This window comes from Pseudomonas sp. GW823-FHT02C05, assembly GCF_058797595.1.
The window spans coordinates 928585-951557 of the sequence record NZ_JBXAJU010000001.1; the positions used below are offsets into that span (position 1 = coordinate 928585).

The 22973-nt window shown below is 66.2% G+C and carries 19 protein-coding genes; 4 read left to right on the plus strand and 15 right to left on the minus strand.

The genetic code is table 11. The annotated features are described in order from the left end of the window. Positions 1-56: 56 nt before the first annotated feature. The 5 genes from AC1RGE_RS04415 to AC1RGE_RS04435 form a co-directional block, all read right to left on the minus strand. Positions 57-839, minus strand: coding sequence for a PoNe immunity protein domain-containing protein (locus AC1RGE_RS04415; RefSeq protein ID WP_019095775.1), 783 nt, complete (start codon positions 837-839; stop codon positions 57-59). 14 nt (positions 840-853) lie between these two features. After that, positions 854-1909, minus strand: a complete 1056-nt coding sequence (locus AC1RGE_RS04420; RefSeq protein WP_492583473.1) for a hypothetical protein — start codon at positions 1907-1909, stop codon at positions 854-856. Positions 1910-2204: 295 nt separating this feature from the next. Beyond that, complete coding sequence (gene mapR, locus AC1RGE_RS04425; RefSeq protein WP_011061157.1) at positions 2205-3614, minus strand: GntR family transcriptional regulator MpaR; 1410 nt, start codon at positions 3612-3614, stop codon at positions 2205-2207. 157 nt (positions 3615-3771) lie between these two features. Next, positions 3772-5187 (minus strand): cytochrome c oxidase accessory protein CcoG, encoded by a 1416-nt coding sequence (gene ccoG, locus AC1RGE_RS04430; protein ID WP_011061158.1) that lies wholly within the window; start codon positions 5185-5187, stop codon positions 3772-3774. A 208-nt stretch (positions 5188-5395) separates the two neighbouring features. Continuing rightward, the gene (locus tag AC1RGE_RS04435; protein ID WP_011061159.1) at positions 5396-5629 is read right to left on the minus strand and encodes a DUF3203 family protein; all 234 of its coding nucleotides are present in this window, start codon (positions 5627-5629) and stop codon (positions 5396-5398) included. A gap of 276 nt (positions 5630-5905) precedes the next feature. On the opposite strand from AC1RGE_RS04435, the gene AC1RGE_RS04440 reads away from it, so the two are divergent. Next, complete coding sequence (locus AC1RGE_RS04440) at positions 5906-6409, plus strand: MgtC/SapB family protein (RefSeq protein ID WP_011061160.1); 504 nt, start codon at positions 5906-5908, stop codon at positions 6407-6409. A gap of 57 nt (positions 6410-6466) precedes the next feature. Here AC1RGE_RS04440 and AC1RGE_RS04445 read toward each other — a convergent pair whose 3' ends face one another. Further along, positions 6467-6631 (minus strand): hypothetical protein, encoded by a 165-nt coding sequence (locus AC1RGE_RS04445; RefSeq protein ID WP_181000778.1) that lies wholly within the window; start codon positions 6629-6631, stop codon positions 6467-6469. Positions 6632-6832: 201 nt separating this feature from the next. Here AC1RGE_RS04445 and AC1RGE_RS04450 point away from each other — a divergent pair, with 201 nt between their 5' ends. From AC1RGE_RS04450 to glgB, 3 genes are all read left to right on the plus strand, one after another. Next, positions 6833-8821, plus strand: a complete 1989-nt coding sequence (locus tag AC1RGE_RS04450) for an alpha-1,4-glucan--maltose-1-phosphate maltosyltransferase (protein WP_492583475.1) — start codon at positions 6833-6835, stop codon at positions 8819-8821. A 120-nt stretch (positions 8822-8941) separates the two neighbouring features. Continuing rightward, the gene (treS, locus tag AC1RGE_RS04455) at positions 8942-12289 is read left to right on the plus strand and encodes a maltose alpha-D-glucosyltransferase (RefSeq protein ID WP_011061162.1); all 3348 of its coding nucleotides are present in this window, start codon (positions 8942-8944) and stop codon (positions 12287-12289) included. Next, positions 12286-14517: a 1,4-alpha-glucan branching protein GlgB gene (glgB, locus tag AC1RGE_RS04460; RefSeq protein ID WP_019095234.1), complete on the plus strand. Its 2232-nt coding sequence runs from the start codon at positions 12286-12288 to the stop codon at positions 14515-14517. The genes treS and glgB overlap by 4 nt, the downstream gene beginning before the upstream one ends. Positions 14518-14635: 118 nt before the next feature. Here the strand turns inward: glgB and AC1RGE_RS04465 are convergent, their stop codons facing one another. The 9 genes from AC1RGE_RS04465 to AC1RGE_RS04505 form a co-directional block, all read right to left on the minus strand. Beyond that, positions 14636-15325, minus strand: a complete 690-nt coding sequence (locus tag AC1RGE_RS04465; RefSeq protein WP_015635519.1) for an alpha/beta hydrolase — start codon at positions 15323-15325, stop codon at positions 14636-14638. Positions 15326-15430: 105 nt separating this feature from the next. Next, the gene (locus AC1RGE_RS04470; RefSeq protein WP_011061165.1) at positions 15431-16237 is read right to left on the minus strand and encodes an endonuclease/exonuclease/phosphatase family protein; all 807 of its coding nucleotides are present in this window, start codon (positions 16235-16237) and stop codon (positions 15431-15433) included. A gap of 83 nt (positions 16238-16320) precedes the next feature. Further along, positions 16321-17079 carry a PIG-L deacetylase family protein gene (locus AC1RGE_RS04475; protein WP_011061166.1) on the minus strand — a complete coding sequence of 253 codons (759 nt, stop codon included), beginning with the start codon at positions 17077-17079 and terminating at the stop codon, positions 16321-16323. A gap of 282 nt (positions 17080-17361) precedes the next feature. Continuing rightward, positions 17362-18027 carry a glycosyltransferase family 2 protein gene (locus tag AC1RGE_RS04480; protein ID WP_492583477.1) on the minus strand — a complete coding sequence of 222 codons (666 nt, stop codon included), beginning with the start codon at positions 18025-18027 and terminating at the stop codon, positions 17362-17364. Further along, positions 18024-18623 carry a class I SAM-dependent methyltransferase gene (locus tag AC1RGE_RS04485; protein ID WP_011061168.1) on the minus strand — a complete coding sequence of 200 codons (600 nt, stop codon included), beginning with the start codon at positions 18621-18623 and terminating at the stop codon, positions 18024-18026. Before AC1RGE_RS04485 ends, AC1RGE_RS04480 begins: the two co-directional genes overlap by 4 nt. Then, the gene (locus AC1RGE_RS04490) at positions 18620-19378 is read right to left on the minus strand and encodes a PIG-L deacetylase family protein (RefSeq protein WP_011061169.1); all 759 of its coding nucleotides are present in this window, start codon (positions 19376-19378) and stop codon (positions 18620-18622) included. The genes AC1RGE_RS04485 and AC1RGE_RS04490 overlap by 4 nt, the downstream gene beginning before the upstream one ends. Beyond that, positions 19375-20391 (minus strand): acyl-CoA dehydrogenase family protein, encoded by a 1017-nt coding sequence (locus AC1RGE_RS04495; protein ID WP_492583479.1) that lies wholly within the window; start codon positions 20389-20391, stop codon positions 19375-19377. Before AC1RGE_RS04495 ends, AC1RGE_RS04490 begins: the two co-directional genes overlap by 4 nt. A 2-nt stretch (positions 20392-20393) precedes the next feature. Beyond that, positions 20394-22553, minus strand: coding sequence for a glycogen debranching protein GlgX (gene glgX, locus AC1RGE_RS04500; protein ID WP_011061171.1), 2160 nt, complete (start codon positions 22551-22553; stop codon positions 20394-20396). A gap of 113 nt (positions 22554-22666) precedes the next feature. Further along, positions 22667-22966: a DUF2934 domain-containing protein gene (locus tag AC1RGE_RS04505; RefSeq protein ID WP_015635523.1), complete on the minus strand. Its 300-nt coding sequence runs from the start codon at positions 22964-22966 to the stop codon at positions 22667-22669. Positions 22967-22973 lie beyond the last annotated feature (7 nt).

Consider the following 22973-nt stretch of genomic DNA (forward strand, 5'->3'; position numbering starts at 1 on the left):
GCAATGCATAACCTTTAAGAAGGAGCGGTAAACGGGGGCTATCAGTGCTGCGCCAGCTATTGGGGCATCGGCGGCGGGGTAAAGCGCCGGGCGTATTCGAGCATCTCCCGGGGGAAGACCATGTGTTTCACCGCGCTGTCGTCCAGGCCGTAGAGGTAGGCCACCGCCGCCGCTTCAAAGGCCCAGTAGCCGAAGTAGGAACCCTCGTCGCCGTCCAGGTGGCTGTCGTGCCATGGGGCCTGTTCGAACGCCTCGTACCACTGGTTGCAGTACTCCACCAGCAGTTCCCGGGGTTCATCCGGATCTTCGGTGTAGATGGCCCGGATCAGGGGCGTAGAGACGTCGTGGAACCACTGATCAACGTCTTCACGATCCGGCAGGTAGGCCTTGAGCAGGTCCTCGATCAGGGTGTCCTCGGCGTGGTAGCCGGCGCGGTCCTGCAGCGCCACCAGGCGCGGCAGCAGGTCGCTGCGTTGCAGCAGGATGCACAGGCTGATCACCTGGACATATTCCTCGTACTCGTCGGGGTAGTCCTGGATGTTCAGCGGCGCGATATCCGGCCGTTCTTCATAAACCCCCATCTTGCGCTGGTAGTCCTCGTAGCCTTCGATCACCCCATCCAGCTCCCGGGCCAGTTGCTCCATGGGTGCACCGCCGGTGTAGCCCAGGATCAGGTGGTGCAGGCGCGCGCTGCGCACATTGGAGGCCTTGAGGGAGGCTTCCTGCTCGGGGCTGTCGGCCATCATCGAGTGGGTCTGCCAGTGGGCCTCTTCGCCGGCCAGGCTTTCGAGGAAGTCGTGGTACTGCTTGTGACTGAGAAACACTTGTCTGCGGTTCATGTCGGTGCCTTGGCTCAGTACACGGGAATCAGGGTGAAGGGCGCCTTGCGCTGCGAAGTTTCCAGCAGCAGGGTCGGCAGGTCGACTTCGGCGGGCTCCAGGTCAAGCTGCTCCAGCTCTTCTTCCAACTGCTGCGCATCGGCGGGCAGGGCAACGATTGGCCGGCGCAGGTAGGGCCGTGGGTCTTCGCCGTAGTAGACCTTCACCGGGCCCTCGGGGATGCCTTCCAGGCGGGCAAAACCTTCCTGGTCGAGGTTGCCCTCGGCTTGCGAGCCGTCACTGAACACCGCTCGGTAGGCGGCGCCGGACACCGGCTCCAGGTTGGGGTAGTGCAGGTTCAGTTCCAGCCAGTGGCCCTCACCGGTGAGGTGTTCCAGGCCCTGGTTGATGTCCTGGGCGAGGCTTGCGGCGTCGTGGGCCCCGGGTTGCGTCGCGGCGGTGAGGGTCGTTGGGCGCGGTTCCAGGGACGACTGCGGCTTGGGCGCCAGGGCCGGGCCGCGGCTGTGGGCGGCGGCCGAGTTGTTGCGTTGCTCGGCGATCCAGGGGGCAATGCGTTCTTGCACCGACACCATGAGGAACTCGGTGTGTTCGCAGGCTTCGTTGAGGTTGTGCAGCACCAGGCACTGCTGCTGGGGCGTCAGGCCGTTGAAGGTGCTGGAGGCGCTCACGCCGCGGATGATCTCGGGCAGTTCCTCGGCCAGGCGCACGGGGTCCAGGCACTTTTCCAGCAGCTGTTCGGGGCTGGTCTTCAGGCGGCAGGCCAGCAGGGTGTGGCGGATCAGGTCGAAGAGCTTTTCGGCGTGGCGCTGGGGGGCGCGGTTGATCAGGCGCAAAAGGATCTTCAGGCCGTGCCCGGGGCCGGGAATCCAGCCGATCAGGGCCAGGGCCAGGTCGAAGAAGGCGTCTTGCTCGTCCTTGGGGTTGTTGATGGCGTCCAGTTCGAAGATCGCCTGGATGCAGTCGTAGGCGTTGAGTTCCTGGGTCAGCAGTGGCAGGCGGCCACGTTCGATGGCCTTGATCAGTTCGGCCTTGGCCTCTGGGTAGTCGTCGTAATACAGGTCTTCGACCATGACGTGTTCCTTTCCCTGGAAAATTGGAGCGCGGATGCTGAATGAGTTGAGGGGAGGTGGCAAGGGGATTTGGTTCTTTGATGGGGCGCGTGGGATGGGGTACATATCCATTCCGGCGGGTGCGGCTACTTGCGGTTCCGCTCTTGCAGCGACTCACTCGGCCTGGAGATTGCGCGGTGTGTACCGCCCCGTAGGAGCCGGCTTGCCAGCGAAGGCGTCCGCTCAGGCGCTGCATGGCTTGCGGGCCTCTTCGCCGGCAAGCCGGCTCCTACAGGTGCGGGTGGGGCGGTTGTGCTTAAAAGGACCGAATGATCCGCCCCAGGGTTTCCATGGCCTTTTCCGCGGCTTCGTTCCACGGGCTGCCGTAGTTCAGGCGGATGCAGTTGCGAAAGCGCTGGGTCGGCGAAAAGATCGGCCCCGGGGCAATGCTGATGCCTTGGGCCAGGGCCATCTGGAACAGTTTCAGCGAGTCCATCTGCGGCGGCAGCTCCAGCCACAGGAAGTAGCCGCCGGCCGGCTGGCTGACCCGGGTCTGGGCCGGGAAGTAACGGGCGATCGCCGCCAGCATGGCGCTCTGCTGTTCTTCCAGGGCATAGCGCAGCTTGCGCAGGTGGCGGTCGTAGCCACCGTGTTGCAGGTAGTCGGCAATCGCCGCCTGGGCCGGCATCGAGGCACACAACGAGGTCATCAGTTTCAGCCGTTCGATCTTCTGCGCATAGCGCCCGGCCGCGACCCAGCCGATGCGGTAGCCCGGGGCCAGGCTCTTGGCGAAGGAGCCGCAGTGCATCACCAGGCCCTCGGTGTCGAAGGCCTTGGCCGGTTTCGGCGCCTGCTGGCCGTAGTACAGCTCGGCGTAGACGTCGTCTTCGATCAGCGGCACCTGGTGCTGGCGCAGCAGCTCCACCAGCTCCTGTTTCTTCGCCTCGGGCATGCTCGCGCCCATGGGGTTCTGGAAGTTGGTCATGCACCAGCAGGCCTTGATCGGGTGCCGCTCCAGGGTCTGGGCCAGCACCCCGAGGTCGATGCCGTCGCGCGGGTGCACGGGGATTTCCACCGCCTTGAGCTTGAGCCGCTCCAGCACTTGCAGGCTGGCGTAGAAGGCCGGAGCCTCGATGGCCACCAGGTCGCCGGGCTCGGTCACCGCTTGCAGGCACAGGTTCAGCGCCTCCAGGGCGCCGTTGGTGATCAGCAACTCCTCCATGGGCAGCATCAGCCCGGCCACCATGTAGCGCAGGGCGATCTGCCGGCGCAGCTGCGGATTGCCCGGCGACATGTCGGTGACCACCACCCGCGGGTCCATCTCGCGGCTGGCGCTGGCCAGGGAGCGCGACAGGCGCTGCAGGGGGAACAGGGTCGGGCTGGGGAACGCCGAGCCGAAAGGCACGGTGCTCGGGTCCTTGATCGAATCGAGCACCGAGAACACCAGTTCGCTGACATCGACTTCGGTGGATTCATTGACTTCGCTGCTGATCACCGGCTCCGAGAACGGGCTCGGCGCGTGGGCATTGACGAAGTAGCCGGAGCGCGGGCGGGCGCGGATCAGGCCGCGACGCTCCAGCAGGTAATAGGCCTGGAACACCGTCGACGGGCTGACCCCGTAGGTCTGGCTGGCGTAGCGCACCGAAGGCACACGCTGGCCCGGCCCCAGGACCCCGGAGCGGATCAGTTCGGCGATGTCATCGGCGAATTTTTCGTAGCGTTTCATCTGCGGTTGAGGATCCAGTCTGGTCATCGGGTCGACATATCTGCGGTGGCGAGGGAGTGACGAACGCCGCCAGCGGGCTGGCGGCGGGTGTCCGGTTCATTGGCTCCGGGGCCGGCCCCGGGGGGAGCCGGCTCCCTCGCCAGGGCATTCTAGAGGCTCAGCGGTTCATCGGCGCGACAAAACGACTCTTGGCCACGGCGTAGACGCCCGGGTCATCGCTGTCGCTGACCTTGAAACTGATGGCCTGGGAGCTGCTCTGCGCCTTGTCCTGGGTCATCGCCACGGACACCGGCAGGTCGGTGATTTCACCGGGGGCCAGGCTCAGCTCGGTCTTGCCCTGCAGCTCGAAGCCTTCGCCATCCACCAGGGCCAGGTGGTACTGCTGGCGTTCCTGGGTCTTGTTGATGATCTTCAGGCTGTAGATGTTCTCGATCTGGCCCAGGGCGTTCTCGCGGAACAGGCCGCGGTCCTTGCTCACGTCCAGGGACACCATCGGCCGCTGCACCAGGGCCAGGGCCAGGGCGCCGATCATCACCAGCAGCACCAGGCTGTAGCCCACCAGGCGCGGACGCAGCAGGTGGGTCTTGCCGCCTTGCAACTCGTGTTCCGAGGTGTAGGCGATCAGGCCGCGGGCGTAGCCCATCTTGTCCATGATCGAGTCGCAGGCGTCGATGCAGGCAGCGCAGCCGATGCACTCCATCTGCAGGCCGTCGCGGATGTCGATGCCGGTAGGGCAGACCTGTACGCACAGCTGGCAGTCGATGCAGTCGCCCAGGCCGACATCGGCAGGCTTCACATCACGCTTGCGCGGGCCACGGCTTTCGCCGCGCACCGGGTTGTAGGAAATGGTCAGGGTGTCCTTGTCGAACATCACGCTCTGGAAGCGCGCATAAGGGCACATGTGCATGCACACCGCCTCGCGCAGCCAGCCGGCGTTGATGTAGGTGGCCGCGGCGAAGAACAGCACCCAGAACAGGCTCAGGCCGCCGATCTGCAGGGTCAGCAGTTCCTGGGCCAGGGGGCGGATGGGGGTGAAGTAGCCGACGAAGGTCAGGCCGGTGAGCAGGCTGATGCCCAGCCACAGGGTGTGCTTCATGGCCCGGCGGGCCAGCTTGTTCAGGCCCCAGGGCGCGGCCTGCAGCTTGATCCGCTGGTTGCGCTCGCCCTCGGTGACCTTTTCGCACCACATGAACAGCCAGGTCCACGAGCTTTGCGGGCAGGTGTAGCCGCACCAGACGCGGCCGGCGAACACGGTGATGGCGAACAGGCCGAAGGCGCAGATGATCAGCAGCGCCGAGAGGAGGATGAAGTCCTGGGGCCAGAAGGTTGCGCCGAAAATGTGGAACTTGCTTTCGGCCAGGTCCCAGAGCACGGCCTGGCGGCCACCCCAGTTGAGCCACACGGTGCCGAAGAACAGCAGGAACAGGAAGCCTGCGCCGCTCATGCGCAGGGTGCGGAACAGGCCGCTGAAACTGCGGGTGTAGACGTGTTTGTCAGTGGTCTTCGTCTTCATCTGTGTAGGGCGTGAAGGTTCGAAGGTTTCTACTAATCGGACGGGGATTCTTTCGCTCATGGTCGTTCGCTCATCAGCCTCCATCAGGCCGGGCAACTATGACCACGGATCTGTTTGCATAACAGACTCAGGTATTTGATAAAAAACCGGATCAGATGGCCCATTGCAGCGCCCCTGCGACAACTTGCCGTACCCCCTCAGGTGCCACCAGGGAGGGCTGCAGGCCGTGCTGGCACAGGGCCGCGGGGCGGGCCCTGATCCAGGTCAGTCAAATCACCGAATCACCTTCACTGGCTTTCAGATGGCGCCGGCCGTCGGTGGCACCTGCTACGGTCAATGCGTCGGCTTCTGCTTCGGTGATGTAGACCCGCTCGCCACCCAGGTCCACCGCCGACATCGACTTGGCGCTGTCGGTGATGATGGTCACGGCGCTGGCCGGGAGGTGCTGGTGCAGGGTTTCGGTGTCGAAATAGCAGGTCTGGTTTTCGATGCGCAGGCTCATGGCGGTTACCTCAAGGCAATGGCTGTACAGGTTAGGGCGCAGGGGCTGGCCAGGGTTCGACCACGGCGATCAACGGTGGCTGGGCAGGCGCTGGCAGGCGCTGGCGCAGGCTTGTGCAGGAACTGGCTGGCCAGCGAAGGCGTCCGTGGGGTTGGCAGCCGGCTTGGGGCCTCTTCTCCGGCAAGCCGGTTCCTACGGTGGTGGTGATGGCGGCACCTTTTGCTGGCGAGCGCGGTCCATCGCTCAGGAACCCGCGAAGGGACGAGGAGCGATCGCATGAACACCTGGTGGCAAGAAGTCTGGCTGACCCTGCAAGACGAATTCGCCGATATCGGCGATGCCCGGCAACTGACCCAGATCACCCTGCGGCTGCTGGTGGCGGCCCTGCTGGGGGGCATTCTGGGCTTCGAACGCGAGCATCAGGGCAAGGCCGCCGGGGTTCGCACCCATATGCTGGTGGCCATGGGCGCGGCCCTGTTCGTGCTGGTGCCGAGCCTGTCCGGGGCCCAGGCCGATGCCATGAGCCGGGTGCTCCAGGGGGTCATCGCCGGGATCGGTTTTCTCGGCGCCGGGACCATCCTCAAGGGCCGTGAAGAAGACCAGGGCCAGCACGTCAAGGGCCTGACCACCGCCGCCGGGCTGTGGATGACCGCAGCCATCGGCGTGGCCGCCGGCATGGGCCGCGAGGCCACGGCGGTGCTCAGTACCTTGCTGGCGCTGATGGTCTTCAGCCTGATGCCGCTGATTGTCCGGCGCCTGGAAAAGCGCCAGGACGGCTGATGCTCCGGGCCTCCCCACGCGGCTGTCTATGCTTGCTGGCTGGGCAGGCGCCCGGGCTCAGGCGCTGACCACCACCGGCGGCATCGTACTGGGCGGGTCGCCCTTGGGTGGCGGGGTGCTTTCCGGCGGTTCCTGCTCCGGGATCGGCTCAGGCTCGCTGGGGGGCAGGGTCGGTTGGTCGATGTTGGGATCGGGGGTTTCTGCCGGGATCGGGATATTCATCGCGCTGGCCTCCTTTGTGCTTGCAGATGCACGGGCTCTTCTGGTGGACCGCAGCGGCGCGGATTTGATTCCCGCCGCTTGGCCGACCAATCGCGGTGAACTTTCGCCGCAGGCTTTGGCTCGGAACCTAAGTGCATTGATTCACCGGGGCCGCGGCCCCGCCACCAGAGCGTCGAAGACGTGAAAAAGGGGTGATGCTCGATGACTGTAGAAAAACCGACCGAACAGCAATACCAGGCGCACCTGCCGTTGTCCCAGGCCCTGCTGCTGCCGCGCATTGCCATCGAGAGCATCCGCCCGGTGCTCGACGGTGGCCAGTTCGCGGTCAAGGCGGTGGCCGGCCAGGAGGTAGAGGTGGCGTGCAAGGTATTCGCCGACGGCCACGACAAACTGGCGGTGCGGGTGCGCTGGCACAACGAGCAGCAGGACAGCTGGGCCAGCCAGGCCCTGGAAGACCAGGGCAACGACGGTTGGCTGGGGCGTTTCACGGTGCCCGAAGTGGGGCGCTACCGCTTCTGCATCGAAGCCTGGATCGATCAGTTCGCCAGCTTCTGCTACGAGCTGGAGAAAAAGCACCTGGCCGGGGTTGCGGTCAGCCTGGAGCTGCAGGAGGGCCGCAGCCATGTGCAACAGGCCGCCGAGCGCAGCGAAGGGCCGCTGCGCGAGCAGTTGCTGGCGTTGCAGCGCGAGCTGTCCGGGTTGCTGGAGGCCGAGCAGGTGGCGCTGTTTCTCAGCGAGTACAGCGCGCGCCTGATGGCCGAGGCCGATCACCGGCCCTACCTGAGCCTGAGCCCTGAGTACCCGCTGGATGTGGAGCGGCTACAGGCCCAGTTCGCCAGTTGGTACGAGCTGTTTCCCCGCTCGATCACCGACGATCCGGCCCGCCACGGCACGTTCAACGACGTTCATTCGCGGCTGCCGATGATTCACGACATGGGCTTTGACGTGCTGTATTTCCCGCCGATCCACCCCATCGGCCGCAGCCACCGCAAGGGGCCCAACAACTCGCTGAGCGCAGGCCCGGACGATCCCGGCAGCCCCTATGCAATCGGCAGCGAGGAGGGCGGCCATGAGGCCATCCACCCGCAACTGGGCAGCCGGGAGGACTTCCGCCGGCTGCTGGCGGCGGCCGCCGACCACGGCCTGGAGATCGCCCTGGACTTCGCCATCCAGTGCTCCCAGGACCACCCCTGGCTCAAGCAGCACCCAGGCTGGTTCAACTGGCGCCCGGACGGCACCATCAAATACGCCGAGAACCCGCCGAAGAAGTACCAGGACATCGTCAATGTCGACTTCTATGCCGCCGAGGCCATTCCCAGCCTGTGGCTGGAACTGCGGGACATCGTCATCGGCTGGGTCGAGGAGGGGGTCAAGACCTTTCGCGTGGACAACCCCCACACCAAGCCGCTGCCGTTCTGGCAGTGGCTGATCGGCGAAGTGCGCCGCCAGTACCCGGAGGTGATCTTCCTCGCCGAAGCCTTCACCACCCCGGCGATGATGGCGCGCCTGGGCAAGGTCGGTTACACCCAGAGCTACACCTACTTCACCTGGCGCAACACCAAGAGCGAGTTGTCCAGCTACCTGGCCGAACTCAACCAGCCGCCGTGGCGCGACTGCTTCCGCCCCAACTTCTTCGTCAACACCCCGGACATCAACCCGCAGTTCCTGCATGACTCGGGGCGCCCTGGGTTTCTGATCCGCGCGGTGCTGGCCACCATGGGATCCGGGCTGTGGGGCATGTATTGCGGGTTCGAGCTGTGCGAATCGGCGCCGGTGCCGGGCAAGGAAGAGTACCTGGATTCGGAGAAATACCAGATCCGCCCCCGGGACTTCTCGGCGCCGGGCAACATCATTGCCGAGATCGCCCAGCTCAACCGCATCCGCCGGCAGAACCCGGCGCTGCACAGCCACCTGGGGCTCAAGCTGTACAACGCCTGGAATGACCACATCCTGTATTTCGGCAAGCGCAGCGGCGACAACTTCGTGCTGGTGGCGGTCAGCCTCGACCCGTTCAACCCCCAGGAGGCGCATTTCGAATTGCCGCTGTGGGAAATGGGCCTGGCCGATGACGCCCAGACCCAGGGCGAGGACCTGATGAACGGCCACCGCTGGACCTGGTACGGCAAGACCCAGTTCATGCGCATCGAACCGGCGCAGCCCTTCGGCATCTGGCGCATCACCGCCACGTAGGAGCCGGCTTGGGCCCATGGGCCTTGTGCAGGCCCGGCCGACGCCTTCGCTGGCAAGCCAGCTCCCACGGTGGGGCGTGGTTTGTGGCAGCTGCGAATTCAATTTTTTCAGGAGCCCGACATGGCCAAGAAACCTCGCCCCACGACCTTTATCAAGGACCCGCTCTGGTACAAGGACGCGGTGATCTACCAGGTGCATGTAAAGTCCTATTTCGATTCCAACAACGACGGAATCGGCGATTTTCCCGGGTTGATCGCCAAACTCGACTACATCAAGGACCTGGGGGTCAACACCATCTGGCTGTTGCCGTTCTACCCCTCGCCGCGGCGTGACGACGGCTACGACATCGCCGAGTACCGCGGGGTCAGCCCCGACTACGGCACCCTGGCTGACGCCCGGCGCTTTATCGCCGAGGCCCACAAGCGCGAGCTGCGGGTGATCACCGAGCTGGTGATCAACCACACCTCCGACCAGCACCCCTGGTTCCAGCGGGCACGCAAGGCCAAGCCGGGTTCGGCGGCGCGCAATTTCTACGTGTGGTCCGACGACGACCAGAAATACGACGGCACGCGGATCATCTTTCTCGACACCGAGAAGTCCAACTGGACCTGGGACCCGGTGGCCGGCCAGTACTTCTGGCACCGCTTCTACTCCCACCAGCCGGACCTCAACTTCGACAACCCCCAAGTGATGAAGGCCGTGCTCTCGGTGATGCGCTACTGGCTCGACATGGGCATCGACGGCCTGCGCCTGGACGCCATTCCCTACCTGATTGAGCGCGATGGCACCAACAACGAGAACCTGCCGGAGACCCATCAGGTGCTCAAGCAGATCCGCGCCGAAATCGACGCCAACTATCCGGACCGCATGCTCCTGGCCGAGGCCAACCAATGGCCGGAAGACACCCAGCTGTACTTTGGTGATGTCACAGGCAGCGACGGCGACGAGTGCCACATGGCCTTCCACTTTCCGCTGATGCCGCGCATGTACATGGCCCTGGCCCAGGAGGATCGCTTCCCCATCACCGACATCCTGCGCCAGACCCCGGAGATCCCGGCCAACTGCCAGTGGGCGATCTTCCTGCGCAACCACGATGAACTGACCCTGGAAATGGTCACCGACCGCGAGCGCGACTACCTGTGGAACTACTACGCCGCCGACCGCCGGGCGCGGATCAACCTGGGGATCCGCCGGCGCCTGGCGCCGTTGATGGAGCGTGACCGGCGGCGCATCGAGCTGCTCAACAGCCTGCTGCTGTCGATGCCCGGTACCCCGACCCTGTACTACGGCGACGAGATCGGCATGGGCGACAACATCTACCTGGGGGACCGGGATGGCGTGCGTACGCCGATGCAATGGTCCATCGATCGCAACGGCGGTTTCTCCCGGGCCGACCCGGCCAGCCTGGTGCTGCCGCCGATCATGGATTCGCTGTACGGCTACCCGTCAGTCAACGTCGAGACCCAGTCCGGCGATCCCCATTCGCTGCTCAACTGGACCCGGCGCATGCTGGCGGTGCGCAAGCAGTCCAAGGCCTTTGGCCGCGGCACGCTGAAGATGCTGTCGCCGAGCAACCGACGGATCCTGGCCTATACCCGGGAATACACCGGGCCTGACGGCAAGCAGGAGATCATCCTGTGCGTGGCCAACGTCTCGCGCAGCGCCCAGGCCGCGGAGCTGGACCTCTCGGCGTTCGCGGGCATGGTGCCGGTGGAGATGCTCGGCGGGAACGCCTTTCCGCCCATTGGCCAGCTGAATTTCCTCCTGACCCTGGCGCCCTACGGTTTCTACTGGTTCGTCCTGGCGGCGGAAAACCAGATGCCCAGCTGGCACGTGGAACCGGCCCAGAGCCTGCCGGATTTCACCACCCTGGTGCTGAAGAAACGCCTCGAAGAATTGCTCGAAGCGCCATCGCGCACCACCCTGGAGCAGGAAGTACTGCCCAACTGGCTGCCCAAGCGGCGCTGGTTCGCCGGCAAGGACAGCGCCATCGACCAGGCGCGGATCGCCTACGGCGTGCGCTTTGGCGACCCGCAGCACCCGGTGCTGCTCAGCGAGATCGAAGTCACCAGCGCCGGGCGCAGCGAGCGCTACCAGTTGCCGTTCGGCCTGTTGGCCGAAGAGCAGATCAACAGCGCCTTGCCCCAGCAACTGGCCATGGCCCGGGTGCGTCGCGGGCGCCAGGTGGGGCTGATCACCGACGCCTTCGCCCTCGACAGTTTCGTGCGCAACGTGCTGCTGGCGCTGCAGGGCACCACCTGCCTGGACAGCGAGCAGGGCCAGATCCGTTTCGAGGCCACCGCGCAGCTGGCGGCGCTGGGCCTGGGGGCCGACGCCGAGGTGCGCTACCTGTCGGCGGAGCAATCCAACAGCTCGGTGGTGGTGGGCGGCAGCCTGGTGCTCAAGCTGATCCGCAAGGTGGCGGGGGGCATTCACCCGGAACTGGAAATGGGCGCCTTCCTCACCGCTGCCGGCTTTGCCCACATCTCGCCGCTGCTGGGCTCGGTGCTGCGCCGCGATGCCCAGGGCGAAGACCATCTGCTGATGATCGCCCAGGGCTACCTGAACAATCAGGGCGATGCCTGGGAGTGGACCCAGAACAACCTCGAGCGGGCGATCCGCGACGAGCTGGCCGAGGCCATGTCCGAGCAGGAGCAGCACTACAACGCCTTGGGCGAGCTCCAGGATTTCGCCGGCCTGCTGGGCCAGCGCCTGGGGGAAATGCACCTGCTGCTGGCGGCCCCCAGCGACAATCCGGATTTCGCTCCCGAGCACGCCACCGCCAAGGATGCCCAGGCCTGGAACCAGCAGGTTGCCGAGCAACTGGAGCGCGGGTTGCAACTGCTTCAACAGCACCAGGCCGAACTCGCGGCAGGGGAGCAGAAATTGCTCGGCAAATTGTTGCAGCATAAGGCGCTGATCCTGGGTCACATCCAGCAACTGGCCAAACAGTTGGTGGGGGGCGTGCGGATTCGTGTCCACGGCGACCTGCACCTGGGGCAGGTACTGGTGATCAAGGGCGATGCCTACCTGATCGACTTCGAGGGCGAGCCGGCCCGGCCCCTGGCCGAGCGCCGCGGCAAGCACAGCCCGTACAAGGATGTCAGTGGGGTCCTGCGTTCCTTCGACTACGCGGCGGCCATGGCCCTGGAGGCACCGGCGGTGGACGGCGCGCAAGGCGCGGCGGCGGGGCGGCGCAAAGTGGTCACGCGCTACCTGGCCGAGGCGCGCCACGCCTTTGTCCAGGCGTATCGGCTGGCGACGGCTAATCTTGCCCATGGCTGGCAGGACCCGGCGGCCGCGGATGCCGCACTGGCACTGTTCAGCCTGGAGAAGGCCGCCTACGAGCTGGCCTATGAAGCGGAGAACCGTCCCGCCTGGTTGCCTGTGCCATTGCACGGCCTGGTGGGGCTGTTACGTGAACTGAAACCCTTTTCCGATATTGAGAGTGGTGGAGAGCAGTCATGAGTTTCTCGAACAAGGAACAGGGAAAGCAGCAACCGGCATTGCTTCCTTCGGCCAAGGCCATCGACGCCCTGGTACGGGCCGAACACCGCGATCCATTCGCCATTCTCGGGCCCCACGGCGATGGCGCCGGCGGGCAATTCATCCGCGCTTTCCTGCCCGGGGCGCTGAGTGTGCAGGTGCTGGACCGCGACCAGCAGCAGGTGCTCGGCAGCCTGCAAGCCGGTGAGGTGCCGGGGCTGTTTGTCGGGCACTTTCCCGAGGCCCGGCCCTATCTCTTGCGCATTCAATGGGCCGGGGGCGAACAGGTCAGTGAAGACCCCTACAGCTTCGGCCCCCTGCTGGGGGAGATGGACCTGTACCTGTTTGCCGAAGGCAATCACCGCGACCTCAGTTCCTGCCTGGGGGCGCAACTGACCACCGTGGACGGCATCGACGGCGTGCGTTTTGCGGTCTGGGCACCGAATGCCCGGCGGGTCTCGGTGGTGGGCGACTTCAATATCTGGGACGGGCGCCGGCACCCGATGCGCTTGCGCCATCCCTCCGGGGTCTGGGAGCTGTTCATCCCGCGCCTGCAGGCGGGCGAGGCCTACAAATACGAGATCCTCGGACCCCAGGGCATCCTGCCGCTCAAGGCCGACCCCATGGCCCTGGCCACGCAGTTGCCGCCGGACACCGCCTCCAGAGTCGCGCCGCCCCTGACCATCGACTGGCAGGACCAGGAGTGGATGCTGGCCCGTGGCGAGCGCCAGCGGGTGGACGCGCCGCTGTCGATCTATGAGCTGCATGCCGGTTCCTGGCAGTGCGAAGTGGACGACCTTGGAGAAGTGGCCCGCCAGTACAGCTGGGCCGAACTGGCCGAACGGCTGATTCCCTACGTCAAGGACCTGGGGTTTACCCATATCGAACTGATGCCGATCATGGAGCACCCGTTTGGCGGCTCCTGGGGCTACCAGCCGCTGTCGCAGTTCGCCCCCAGCGCCCGCTACGGCAGCCCGCAGGATTTCGCAGCCTTCGTCGACGCCTGCCACCAGGCGGGCATCGGGGTGATTCTCGATTGGGTGCCGGCGCACTTTCCCACCGATACCCACGGCCTGGCGCAGTTCGACGGCACTGCACTGTATGAGTACGGCAACCCCCTGGAGGGCTTCCACCAGGACTGGGACACCCTGATCTACAACCTGGGGCGTACTGAAGTGCACGGTTTCATGCTGGCTTCGGCGCTGCACTGGCTCAAGCATTTCCACGTCGACGGCCTGCGGGTGGATGCCGTGGCCTCGATGCTCTACCGCGACTATTCGCGCAAGGCCGGGGAATGGGTGCCGAACCGCCACGGCGGCCGGGAAAACCTCGAAGCCATTGATTTTCTGCGCCACCTCAACGACGTCGTGGCCCTGGAGGCCCCGGGTGCCCTGGTGATCGCCGAGGAGTCCACCGCCTGGCCCGGGGTCAGCCAGCGCACCGATCAGGGCGGCCTGGGCTTTGCCTATAAATGGAACATGGGCTGGATGCATGATTCCCTGCATTACATCCAGCAGGACCCGGTGTACCGCGCCCACCATCACAACGAACTGAGCTTTGGCCTGGTGTACGCCTGGTCCGAGCGTTTCATCCTGCCGATCTCCCACGACGAAGTGGTGCACGGCAAGCACTCGCTGATCGACAAGATGCCCGGCGATCGCTGGCAGAAGTTCGCCAACCTGCGTGCCTACCTGAGCTTCATGTGGGCCCATCCGGGCAAGAAGCTGCTGTTCATGGGCTGCGAGTTCGGCCAATGGCGCGAGTGGAACCACGACCAGCAACTGGACTGGTACCTGCTGCAGTACCCCGAGCACCGCGGGGTGCAACAACTGGTGGGGGACCTCAACCGCCTGTATCGCCAGTACCCGGCGCTGCACGACCAGGACGACGTGCCCCAGGGTTTCCAATGGCTGATCGGCGACGATGCGATCAACAGCGTCTATGCCTGGTTGCGCTGGAGCAAGAGCGGCGAACCGCTGCTGGTGGTGGCCAACTTCACCCCGGTGCCACGCCAGGGCTATCGCGTCGGCGTACCGGTGGCGGGGCGCTGGAGCGAGTTGCTCAACAGCGATTCGCAACTGTATGCCGGCTCCAACTACGGCAACGGTGGCGAGGCCTTCAGCGAAGAGCAGAGCAGCCATGGCCAGGCCCTGTCCCTGGTACTCAACCTGCCGCCGCTGGCCGTACTGATCCTGCGCCCTGACAGTTGACCCAGGCGTCCTGTAGCCGTTGCCGAAGGTTACGAACTGTCTGGGCGGCGCTCCGTCGCTGGGGCGCGGGGTTTGCGAGGTCGCCAACGGCTCGTCTGAAGATCGCCCAGTCAACCGGTTACAGGGAGTCGGCGGCCTCGGCGATCAGCGCGGCTACGGGCCCGGGCTGGGAGGCGAGGGAGGCGTGGCTGGCGTCCAGGTGAATGACCTTGCGGGCGTTGAGCCGGGCGGCCATGCGCTCCTGGTTCGCCGGGGCGATCATGCGGTCGGCACGGGACACCTGGTACCAGGAAGGTTTGTCGCGCCATGCCGGGGCCCCGAGGGCGTCGCCGAAGGTGCTGGCCAGCGGCGCCTTCTGGGTCAGGCCCATGACCAGCCCTTCCTGGGGGCTGAGATCCTGGCAGAAGCTCTGCTGGAAACGCTCCGGACGCACCCAGAGGTAGCCGTCGCTGTCGGGCGCCAGATTGGCGGCGGCTTCAGGCGGGAACTCCTGGGTCAGGCCACCGGGGCTTTCACCCTGGTCCGGGGCGAAGGCGGCGATGTACACCAGGCCCGCGACGTTCGGCGCATGCCCGGCCTGGGTGATCACCGCGCCGCCGTAGGAGTGCCCCACCAGCAGCACCGGCCCCGCTTGCTGGGCCACCAGTTTGCGGGTCCGTTCGACGTCTTCGGCGAGGGAGGTCAGGGGCAGTTCCACGGCGCGGATCTTCTCGTAACCGCGGTTCAGCAGTTCGACGATGACCCGGTTCCAGTGGGCGGCACCGCCCCAGAAACCGTGGACCAGGACAATCGTGGGTTGCTCGCTCATCGCTTGATTCCTTCTCTGGGCTCAAGGTTGGCCCGGAGGCGGGCGCCCCCAGGCTCGGGTTCGGGGAAAAGCATGGTCGACTCTGGCGGGAATACGGCTATTTATTCATGAATTCTGATGTGCGGCCCCAGGCGGCAGGTGCACTTCCACCGCCAGCGGCAGGTGATCGGAGAGGTGGGTCCAGGGCTTGTTGCCGAGGATCTGCGGGCGGTGGCTGTGGGCGTTGCGCAGGTAGACCCGATCCAGGCGCAGCAGTGGCCAGCGGGCCGGGTAGGTCTTGGCCGGGCGGCCATGATGGCGTTCGAAGGCTTCGTGCAGGTCGTTGCGCCGGCCCAGGGTGGCGTTGCCGTGCATCTGCCAGTCATTGAAGTCGCCGGCGATGATCACCGGTGCCTCCTCGGGCAGTGACTCGAGCAACTGGCCCAGCAGCGCCAGCTGCAACTGGCGATGGCTTTCCAGCAGGCTCAGGTGCACGCAGATGGCGTGGACCTCGGCGTGGCCGGGCACATCCAGCACGCAGTGCAGCAGGCCCCGGCGCTCGGGGCCGGTGATCGAAACATCGAGGTTGCGGTACTGGCGGATCGGAAACTTCGACAACAGGGCGTTGCCGTGATGGCCGTCGGGGTACACCGCGTTGCGCCCGTAGGCGTAGTCGCTCCACATGCTGTCGGCGAGAAACTCGTACTGTGACTGCTGAGGCCAGTTGTCCAGGCGCGAGGCATGGCGCTCGTGCTCGCCCAGCACTTCCTGGAGAAACACCAGGTCGGCCTGGGTACTGCGCACGGCCTCGCGCAGTTCCGGAAGAATGAAGCGGCGGTTCAGGGCGGTGAAGCCCTTGTGGGTGTTGACGGTCAGAACGCGTAACCGCTGGACCGCCTCGGGGTTGGGCTGGCGGGTGGAATCGCTGCTCACGCGGGCTCCTTGGAATCAGTGGCGGTTACAGATGGGACTGGCGACCGGTGCGTGCGTTCAGCTTATTTTCCACCCGCGCAGGCCTACATCAGGATGATCTCGTAGGGCAGGCGCAGGCGCTCCAGCAGCACCGGCGACAGCGACGGCTCCAGGCCGATCTCCGGCTCGCCCTGCAACTGGCTGGCATAGGCGTGGGCGGCGTGGCGCTTGCGGGCCACGGTCCAGGTGTCCAGGCGCAGCTTGCGCGCACGCTGCCAGGGGATCTGGTGCTCCTCGCGGGCCGCCCAGTGCCAGGCCCAGATCGGGATCTCATGAAAACGCGCACCCACCAGGCTCGCGGCCTTGGCCGTGGCCCGGCCCACGGCTTCGTGGTCGAGGTTGCCATCGGCGCGCCAGGTGCTGAACACCACGTCGGTGTCGCGCAGGTAGCGGCAGATGAAGGGCACCAGTTGCTGTTCCCGTTCGCTCAAGGCGCTGTCGGCAAAGCCGCCGCGGATCCACTTCAGGCTGTGCAGGGGCAGGCCCAGGCGACGCAGGGCTTCGGCGCTTTCCTGGGGCCGGAATACGCTCAGGCGGCGCTTGGGCCACAGCTCCGACCCGGGATGGCTGGCGCTGCCGTCGCTGATGGAAATCAGTTGCAGAGGGTGGCCGTGGTGGGCCAGCACTTGCAGCAGGCCGCCGCTGGCGACCACTTCGTCACCGGGGTGAGGGGCGACTATCACTGCCCGGGAGCCGGCCGGAACCAGGTTGGCCAGATTGATGGCCGGCACCTCGGCCAGGCTGCGGGCACTGTTCCAGACTTGGCTGGGCCAGTTGCTGTCGATTGCGGGTATGGCTTTCATGGGGTGTCACATCCCTGTTTTCCGGGCCACGGCAGTAGCGGTTGAACCTCCGTTCAGTCGCGACCCTGGGTTTGCACGCACGCTGATTCCTTGGCACCTGCCTCAGCGTGAAGTACCGGTGCCCCATACCTTTGGAGCACCGCGATTCGGGGGTAATCATACACAGCCTGGAGCTTTCCACGCAGTGCCAGCCCAGGCTTATTTGCTGATTACCAAGCCCGTCACAGGGTAGACGGCAATTCTCCCCCCGGGGAGGCGCACTGACCAATGCCATGCTGTACTTCACAGCCCTGCGCAAGGTTCGTTCAGGCCCTTGAGGTAATCGCCGAACCCACCTTTGGCCCGTGAATCCAGGCGCCCGCTGGTAATCACTTGCGGATGCCGGCTCCAGGCGATGCTGGCGCCGCAGCGCTGCAACTGCCGCACCAGCTGCACATCCTCGTGGCAGGCCAGGGCCTCGAAGCCGCCGGCGCGGACATAGGCTTCAGCGCTGATGCCGAGGTTGGCGCCATGGATGTGCCGGTGGCCATCGCTGTCCTGGTAGGCGTCGTGATAGCGGATCCGGGCCTGGGGTTCGAAGCCTTCGCTCCAGCGGTCGACGGTGACGGTGCCGCAGACGGCGTCGGCGCCCAGGGCCAGTTGGGCCACCAGCCAGTCTTCGGGTACGCGGCTGTCGGCATCGGTACAGGACAGCCAGCGGGCGCCGGCCTGCAGCAGCAACTGCGCGCCCGCGGCCCGTGCCCGTCCGACATTGCGCACCTGCAATTGCAGGTGTTGCACGGCGAACTGGCGGGCAATGTCCAAAGAACCGTCGGAGCAGCTGTCGAGCACCACCAGGATCGCCACGTCTTCATTGAGCTCGGGGTGGCTGGCGGCTTTCAAGGCGCAGCGCAGGCAGTCGGCCAGCAGTTGCTCCTCGTTATGGGCGGGTATCACCACTCCGATCATCGCAGGCCCTCCAAGGTCGCGACCGAATCCGCTTCGCGGCCCCAGAGGTCGAGGAGAAAGTCCGCTTCCTGGTGCTCCAGCAAGCGTGGCAGTTGTAAATGGCGATGGAGCAGTTCGTGCACTTGTCCGGCATCCAGGGGGCACTCGGCAATGGGCGGGCGCCAGTGGCAGGCCAGTAGCTGGCCATCCGCGGCCAGGGAGCCCAGGGCCCGTGCCACCAGTTGCGCCAGGTCGGCGGCGTCCAGGTAATAGCCGATCTCGCTGATGACGATCAGATCGAAGGGCCCCTTGGGCCAGTCCTGGGGCAGGCGGCCGTGTTCCACCCGGGCGTGGGGGAAGGAGCGCAAGCGCTGCCGGGCCAGGTCCACCGCGTTGCGCGCGGTGTCGTAGGCCAGCAGGCTGTCGCAGCGGCTGGCCAGTTCGGCGCTGAGTTCGCCGTTGGCACAGCCGGGTTCGAAAATGCTCCGGTAGTGGCGGCGCGGCAGGCTGGCCAGGGTGATTGCACGTTTGCGCTGTTCATACCAGCGCTGGCGAAAGGCCCAGGGGTCCTGGTCCCGGGCGAACAGCCCTTCGAAATAGCGACTGTCGACACTCATAGGAACACCACCTCAAAAGGTTGCAGCAGACGCTCGATGATGTGCGGTGCCAGCACGGGCGCCAGGCCGATCTGCGGGTCGCCCTCCAGTTGGCTGGCAAAGGCGTGGATGGCATGGCGCTTGCGGGCCACCTGGGCAGGGCTGAGCAGCACCTTGCGGGCCCGCTCCCAGGGCAGCTGCCGGCCCTCGGGATCGGCCCAGTGCCAGGTCCAGATCGGCAGTTCCTTGAGGCTCGCACCCGCGGCCCGGGCGGCCAGGGCGCTGGCCCGGCCCACGGCTTCGTGGTCGCAGTGGCCGTCCTCGCACCAGGTGCTGAACAGCACGTCACCGGCGCGCAGGCAACCCTGGATGAACTGCGTCAGGGCGGCTTCGTCCCGGGCGACGCGGCTGTCCTCGAAGCCCGCGCGCAGCCAGGTGATGCGCTGCAGCGGCAGGCCCAGGCGGCGCAAGCCTTCGGCGGACTCCTGGGGCCGTACCTGGCTCAGGCGCTGTACCGGCCAGCGCCGGGAGCCGGGATGGCTGGCGCAACCATCGGTGACCGAAATCAGCAGCAGCTCGCGCCCCTGCGCCGCCAGCAGTTGCAGGAGGCCGCCACAGCCGAGGATTTCATCGTCCGGGTGCGGGGCCACAATCACCGCCCGCGCTCCTTGCGGGACCAGGGTTCGAATATCCACCGCAGCCATGGCCTGCAGTTGCGAGGAAGCCTGCCAGGCCCGCAGCGAGGTGCCGCGACCGACAATCGGATTGGCTTTCACAGTTGCCATCCTCCCGGGTCCGCTGCAGCGTGGGCGGCGTTGGCCAGCTGTTGCCCGAGAATGGCCAGGTCACGCTCGGCATGGCTCTGGCGGATGAACACCGGCAGGTCCGCCAGCAGCCGGGCGAAGTGCCGGTCCAGGCAATAGGGGCCGGCGCCCAGCGCCCGGCCGACGTGGTGCAGCACGCTGTCGACGCTGGCCTCGGTCACCGCCCGGGCGCGCCGGGCCAGCAACTGGCACTCAGCCTGGGGCGCCTGATCCAACTGTCGGGCACTGTGGCGCAGCACGCAGGCGGCCTGATGCAGGGCGCTGTCCACTGCCCCCAGGTGGGCCAGGGCATGGGGCTCGTCGCGTTTGGCGCAGTGTTCGCGCAGGGGGTGTGCGATGGCCTGGGCGGCTCCCAGCCAGCAGGCGGCGATGCCGATGGCGCCTTGCCAGAAGCCCGGGCGCTGCAGGTAGTCATCCGGTCCGCCGACCCATTGGCCACGAGCCTCGTGGAAGTCAACCCGCTGGCTGCCGGTACTGGCCATGCCCACCGCTTGCCAACTGCCGCTCTCGACCTGCACCCCGGGCTGGTCCAGGGCCACCGCCACCAGGCGTTGGTGGCCGTCGGCGTCCCAGGCGGTGAGCAGGGCATGGCTGAGCACCTCGGCCCCCGAGCACCAGGCCTTGGTGCCGCTGAGCCGGCAGTGCGGGCCATCGGCAACGGCGTGCACCCGGGCCTGGGGCGGCTCCGCGGCCCAGGTGCCCCAGGTGGTGCCGGGGGGCACGGGGCAGCCCAGTTCCGCCATGATCGCCAGGGCGTCGGTGTGCCCCTCGTAGAGCTTGCACAGGCCCAGGTCATGGCCGGCGACCCTGGCCAGGGCCTGCCAGCGTTGCAGGGTGGCGCCCCCGGCGGGCAGTGGCAGGCGGTCGAGCCCGGCGCCCACCAGGGCGTCCAGGCACAGGCCCAGGGCGCGGGTGTCGGCATGCCCCAGGTCGGGGGAGTGATGCAGGAAGCCTTGCAGGTCCATGTTCAGTCTTCTTCCTCATGTTGCAGTTCGAACAGCAGCAGGGAGCGCCCGGTCACCGAATACTCGTGGCCGAAGGCAAAGCGTTCCTGGCCGCGCACCGCCGGCTGGTTGGTGTCGAGCATGCAGGTCCAGAACTCCCCGGCGGGCACCTCAGGCAGGCGGAAGTTGACGATGTCGTGGTGGGCGTTGACCACCAGCAGCAGGGTGGCGTCGGCCCCGGGGCGGCGGATCCCGGTTTCCTGGGCGCGGCCGTCCAGCAGCATGCCCAGGCAGCGACCATGGGGGTCCTGCCAGTGCTCGGTGGTCATCTCGCTGCCGTCGGGGGCCAGCCAGGTGACGTCCTTGACCCCGATGTCCTCGTTGTAGCTGCCCACCAGGAAGCGCCCGCGCCGCAGGATCGGGTAGCTCAGGCGCAGCTTGATCAGGCGCTTGACGAACTTGAGCAGGGACTTGCCGTCGTTATCCAGCTCCCAGTTGACCCAGCCGATCTCGCTGTCCTGGCAGTAGGCGTTGTTGTTGCCGTGCTGGGTGCGGGCGAATTCGTCGCCGGCCACCACCATCGGCGTGCCCTGGGCCAGTAGCAGGGTGGCGAAGAAGTTGCGCATCTGGCGCAGGCGCAGGGCGTTGATCTCGGGGTCGTCGCTGGGGCCTTCGACGCCGTGGTTCCAGGACAGGTTGTTGTTGCTGCCGTCCTGGTTGTTCTCGTCGTTGGCTTCGTTGTGCTTGTCGTTGTAGGACACCAGGTCGTGCAGGGTGAAACCGTCGTGGGCAGTGACGAAGTTGACCGAGGCGTAGGGCCGGCGGCCACGCTGGTTGAACATCTCGCCGGAGGCGGTCATGCGCCCGGCAAAGTCCGCCAGCTGGCCGTCATCGCCCTTCCAGAAGGCGCGCACGGTGTCGCGAAAGCGATCGTTCCATTCCACCCAGCCCGGCGGGAAGTTGCCCACCTGATAGCCGCCGGGGCCGCAGTCCCAGGGTTCGGCGATCATCTTCACCTGGCGCAGCACCGGGTCCTGGCGGCAGGCCACGAGGAAGCTGTGGCGCTCGTCGAAACCGTCGTGGTAACGCCCGAGAATGGTCGCCAGGTCGAAGCGGAAGCCGTCCACGTGCATTTCCGTGGCCCAGTAGCGCAGCGAGTCGGTGACCATCTGCAACACGCAGGGGTGGCTCAGGTCCAGGGTGTTGCCGGTGCCCGAATCGTTGATGTAGAAGCGCTTGTCGTCGGGCATCAGGCGGTAGTAGGAGGCGTTGTCGATGCCGCGCATGGACAGGGTCGGGCCTTGCTCGTTGCCTTCGGCGGTGTGGTTGTAGACCACGTCCAGGATCACCTCCAGCCCGGCTTCGTGCAGGTGGGCGACCATTTCCTTGAATTCGGCGATCTTGCCGCTGGCCAGGTAGCGCGGGTCGGGGGCGAAGAAGGCGATGCTGTTGTAGCCCCAGTAGTTGGTCATGCCCTTGTGCAGCAGGTGCTGGTCGTTGACGAAGGCGTGGATCGGCAGCAGCTCCACCGACGACACCCCGAGCTTGCGGATGTGCTCCAGCACGTCGTCCACCATCAGCCCGGCGAAGCTGCCCCGCAGGTTCTCGGGCACCGAAGGGTGGCGCATGGTGAAGCCGCGCACATGGGTCTCGTAGATGATGGTCTTGTCCCAGGGCACGCTGACCCGCTGGTCGTTGCCCCAGGTGTGGGCCGGGTCGATGACCTTGCACTTGGGCACGAAGGGCGCGCTGTCGCGCTCGTCGAAACTGAGGTCGGCATCCGGGTGGCCGATGGTGTAGCCGAACAGCGCCTCGGACCATTTCAGCTCGCCCACCAGTTGCTTGGCATAGGGGTCGATCAGCAGTTTGTTGGGGTTGAAACGGTGCCCGTTGGCCGGGTCGTAGGGGCCGTGCACGCGGTAGCCGTAGATCAGCCCCGGGTGAGCGTCGGGCAGGTAGCCGTGGAAGATTTCGTCGGTGTATTCCGGAAGTTCGATGCGTTCGAGTTCCACTTCGCCGGCATCATCGAACACACAGAGCTCGACCTTGGTGGCATTGGCCGAGAACAGCGCGAAGTTGACCCCCAGGCCGTCCCAGGTGGCGCCGAGGGGGAAGGGCAGGCCTTCACGAATGCGCGAGGGTTCGCTCTCGGGAGTGGCGGCGGGCTGCTTGGATCTGCTCATGGTTGCTCCTGCAGTGAGACGGTGACGGGCCGGGCCCTTTTTTCAGGGCGAACGCGACCCTTATGGCGCGCGGGCGTGCCACGGGTTGACGAGGACGAGATGGCCGGCGGGTGTCAGTTGGCCGGCGGTTTGCGCGGCGCCCGGGGCTTCTTCGCCGCCGCGGGTTTTTCTCCCGGGGGCACTACCACGGCGGCGGCCGACTTGGCCTTGGGCTTGGCCGCGCTCTTGGCGGCGGGCTTTCCGGTCGCAGGCTTGGCCTTGCCGGCCTTGGGTGGCGTGCTTGGAGCCAGGGCTTCGGCCTCGGCGAGCTTGCGGGCCATGTCCCAATGCCGGGCTTCCTGGCCCTCCGGCTTACCTTCCGACTCCCAGATCTGATAAGCGAATTCACGAATGCGTTTGTCGTCGGTACTCATCGCAATG

What these genes read in the sequence shown, in the direction of transcription:
- AC1RGE_RS04440 (WP_011061160.1), top strand. Translation starts at nt 5,906, where the DNA reads ATGAACACCTGGTGGCAAGAAGTCTGGCTGACCCTGCAAGACGAATTC.
- treS (WP_011061162.1), top strand. Translation starts at nt 8,942, where the DNA reads ATGGCCAAGAAACCTCGCCCCACGACCTTTATCAAGGACCCGCTCTGG.
- AC1RGE_RS04485 (WP_011061168.1), bottom strand. Translation starts at nt 18,623, where the DNA reads ATGAGTGTCGACAGTCGCTATTTCGAAGGGCTGTTCGCCCGGGACCAG.
- AC1RGE_RS04445 (WP_181000778.1), bottom strand. Translation starts at nt 6,631, where the DNA reads ATGAATATCCCGATCCCGGCAGAAACCCCCGATCCCAACATCGACCAA.
- AC1RGE_RS04450 (WP_492583475.1), top strand. Translation starts at nt 6,833, where the DNA reads ATGACTGTAGAAAAACCGACCGAACAGCAATACCAGGCGCACCTGCCG.
- AC1RGE_RS04495 (WP_492583479.1), bottom strand. Translation starts at nt 20,391, where the DNA reads ATGGACCTGCAAGGCTTCCTGCATCACTCCCCCGACCTGGGGCATGCC.
- AC1RGE_RS04420 (WP_492583473.1), bottom strand. Translation starts at nt 1,909, where the DNA reads ATGGTCGAAGACCTGTATTACGACGACTACCCAGAGGCCAAGGCCGAA.
- AC1RGE_RS04480 (WP_492583477.1), bottom strand. Translation starts at nt 18,027, where the DNA reads ATGATCGGAGTGGTGATACCCGCCCATAACGAGGAGCAACTGCTGGCC.
- AC1RGE_RS04475 (WP_011061166.1), bottom strand. Translation starts at nt 17,079, where the DNA reads ATGAAAGCCATACCCGCAATCGACAGCAACTGGCCCAGCCAAGTCTGG.
- glgB (WP_019095234.1), top strand. Translation starts at nt 12,286, where the DNA reads ATGAGTTTCTCGAACAAGGAACAGGGAAAGCAGCAACCGGCATTGCTT.
- mapR (WP_011061157.1), bottom strand. Translation starts at nt 3,614, where the DNA reads ATGAAACGCTACGAAAAATTCGCCGATGACATCGCCGAACTGATCCGC.
- AC1RGE_RS04465 (WP_015635519.1), bottom strand. Translation starts at nt 15,325, where the DNA reads ATGAGCGAGCAACCCACGATTGTCCTGGTCCACGGTTTCTGGGGCGGT.
- AC1RGE_RS04505 (WP_015635523.1), bottom strand. Translation starts at nt 22,966, where the DNA reads ATGAGTACCGACGACAAACGCATTCGTGAATTCGCTTATCAGATCTGG.
- ccoG (WP_011061158.1), bottom strand. Translation starts at nt 5,187, where the DNA reads ATGAGCGAAAGAATCCCCGTCCGATTAGTAGAAACCTTCGAACCTTCA.
- AC1RGE_RS04435 (WP_011061159.1), bottom strand. Translation starts at nt 5,629, where the DNA reads ATGAGCCTGCGCATCGAAAACCAGACCTGCTATTTCGACACCGAAACC.
- AC1RGE_RS04415 (WP_019095775.1), bottom strand. Translation starts at nt 839, where the DNA reads ATGAACCGCAGACAAGTGTTTCTCAGTCACAAGCAGTACCACGACTTC.
- glgX (WP_011061171.1), bottom strand. Translation starts at nt 22,553, where the DNA reads ATGAGCAGATCCAAGCAGCCCGCCGCCACTCCCGAGAGCGAACCCTCG.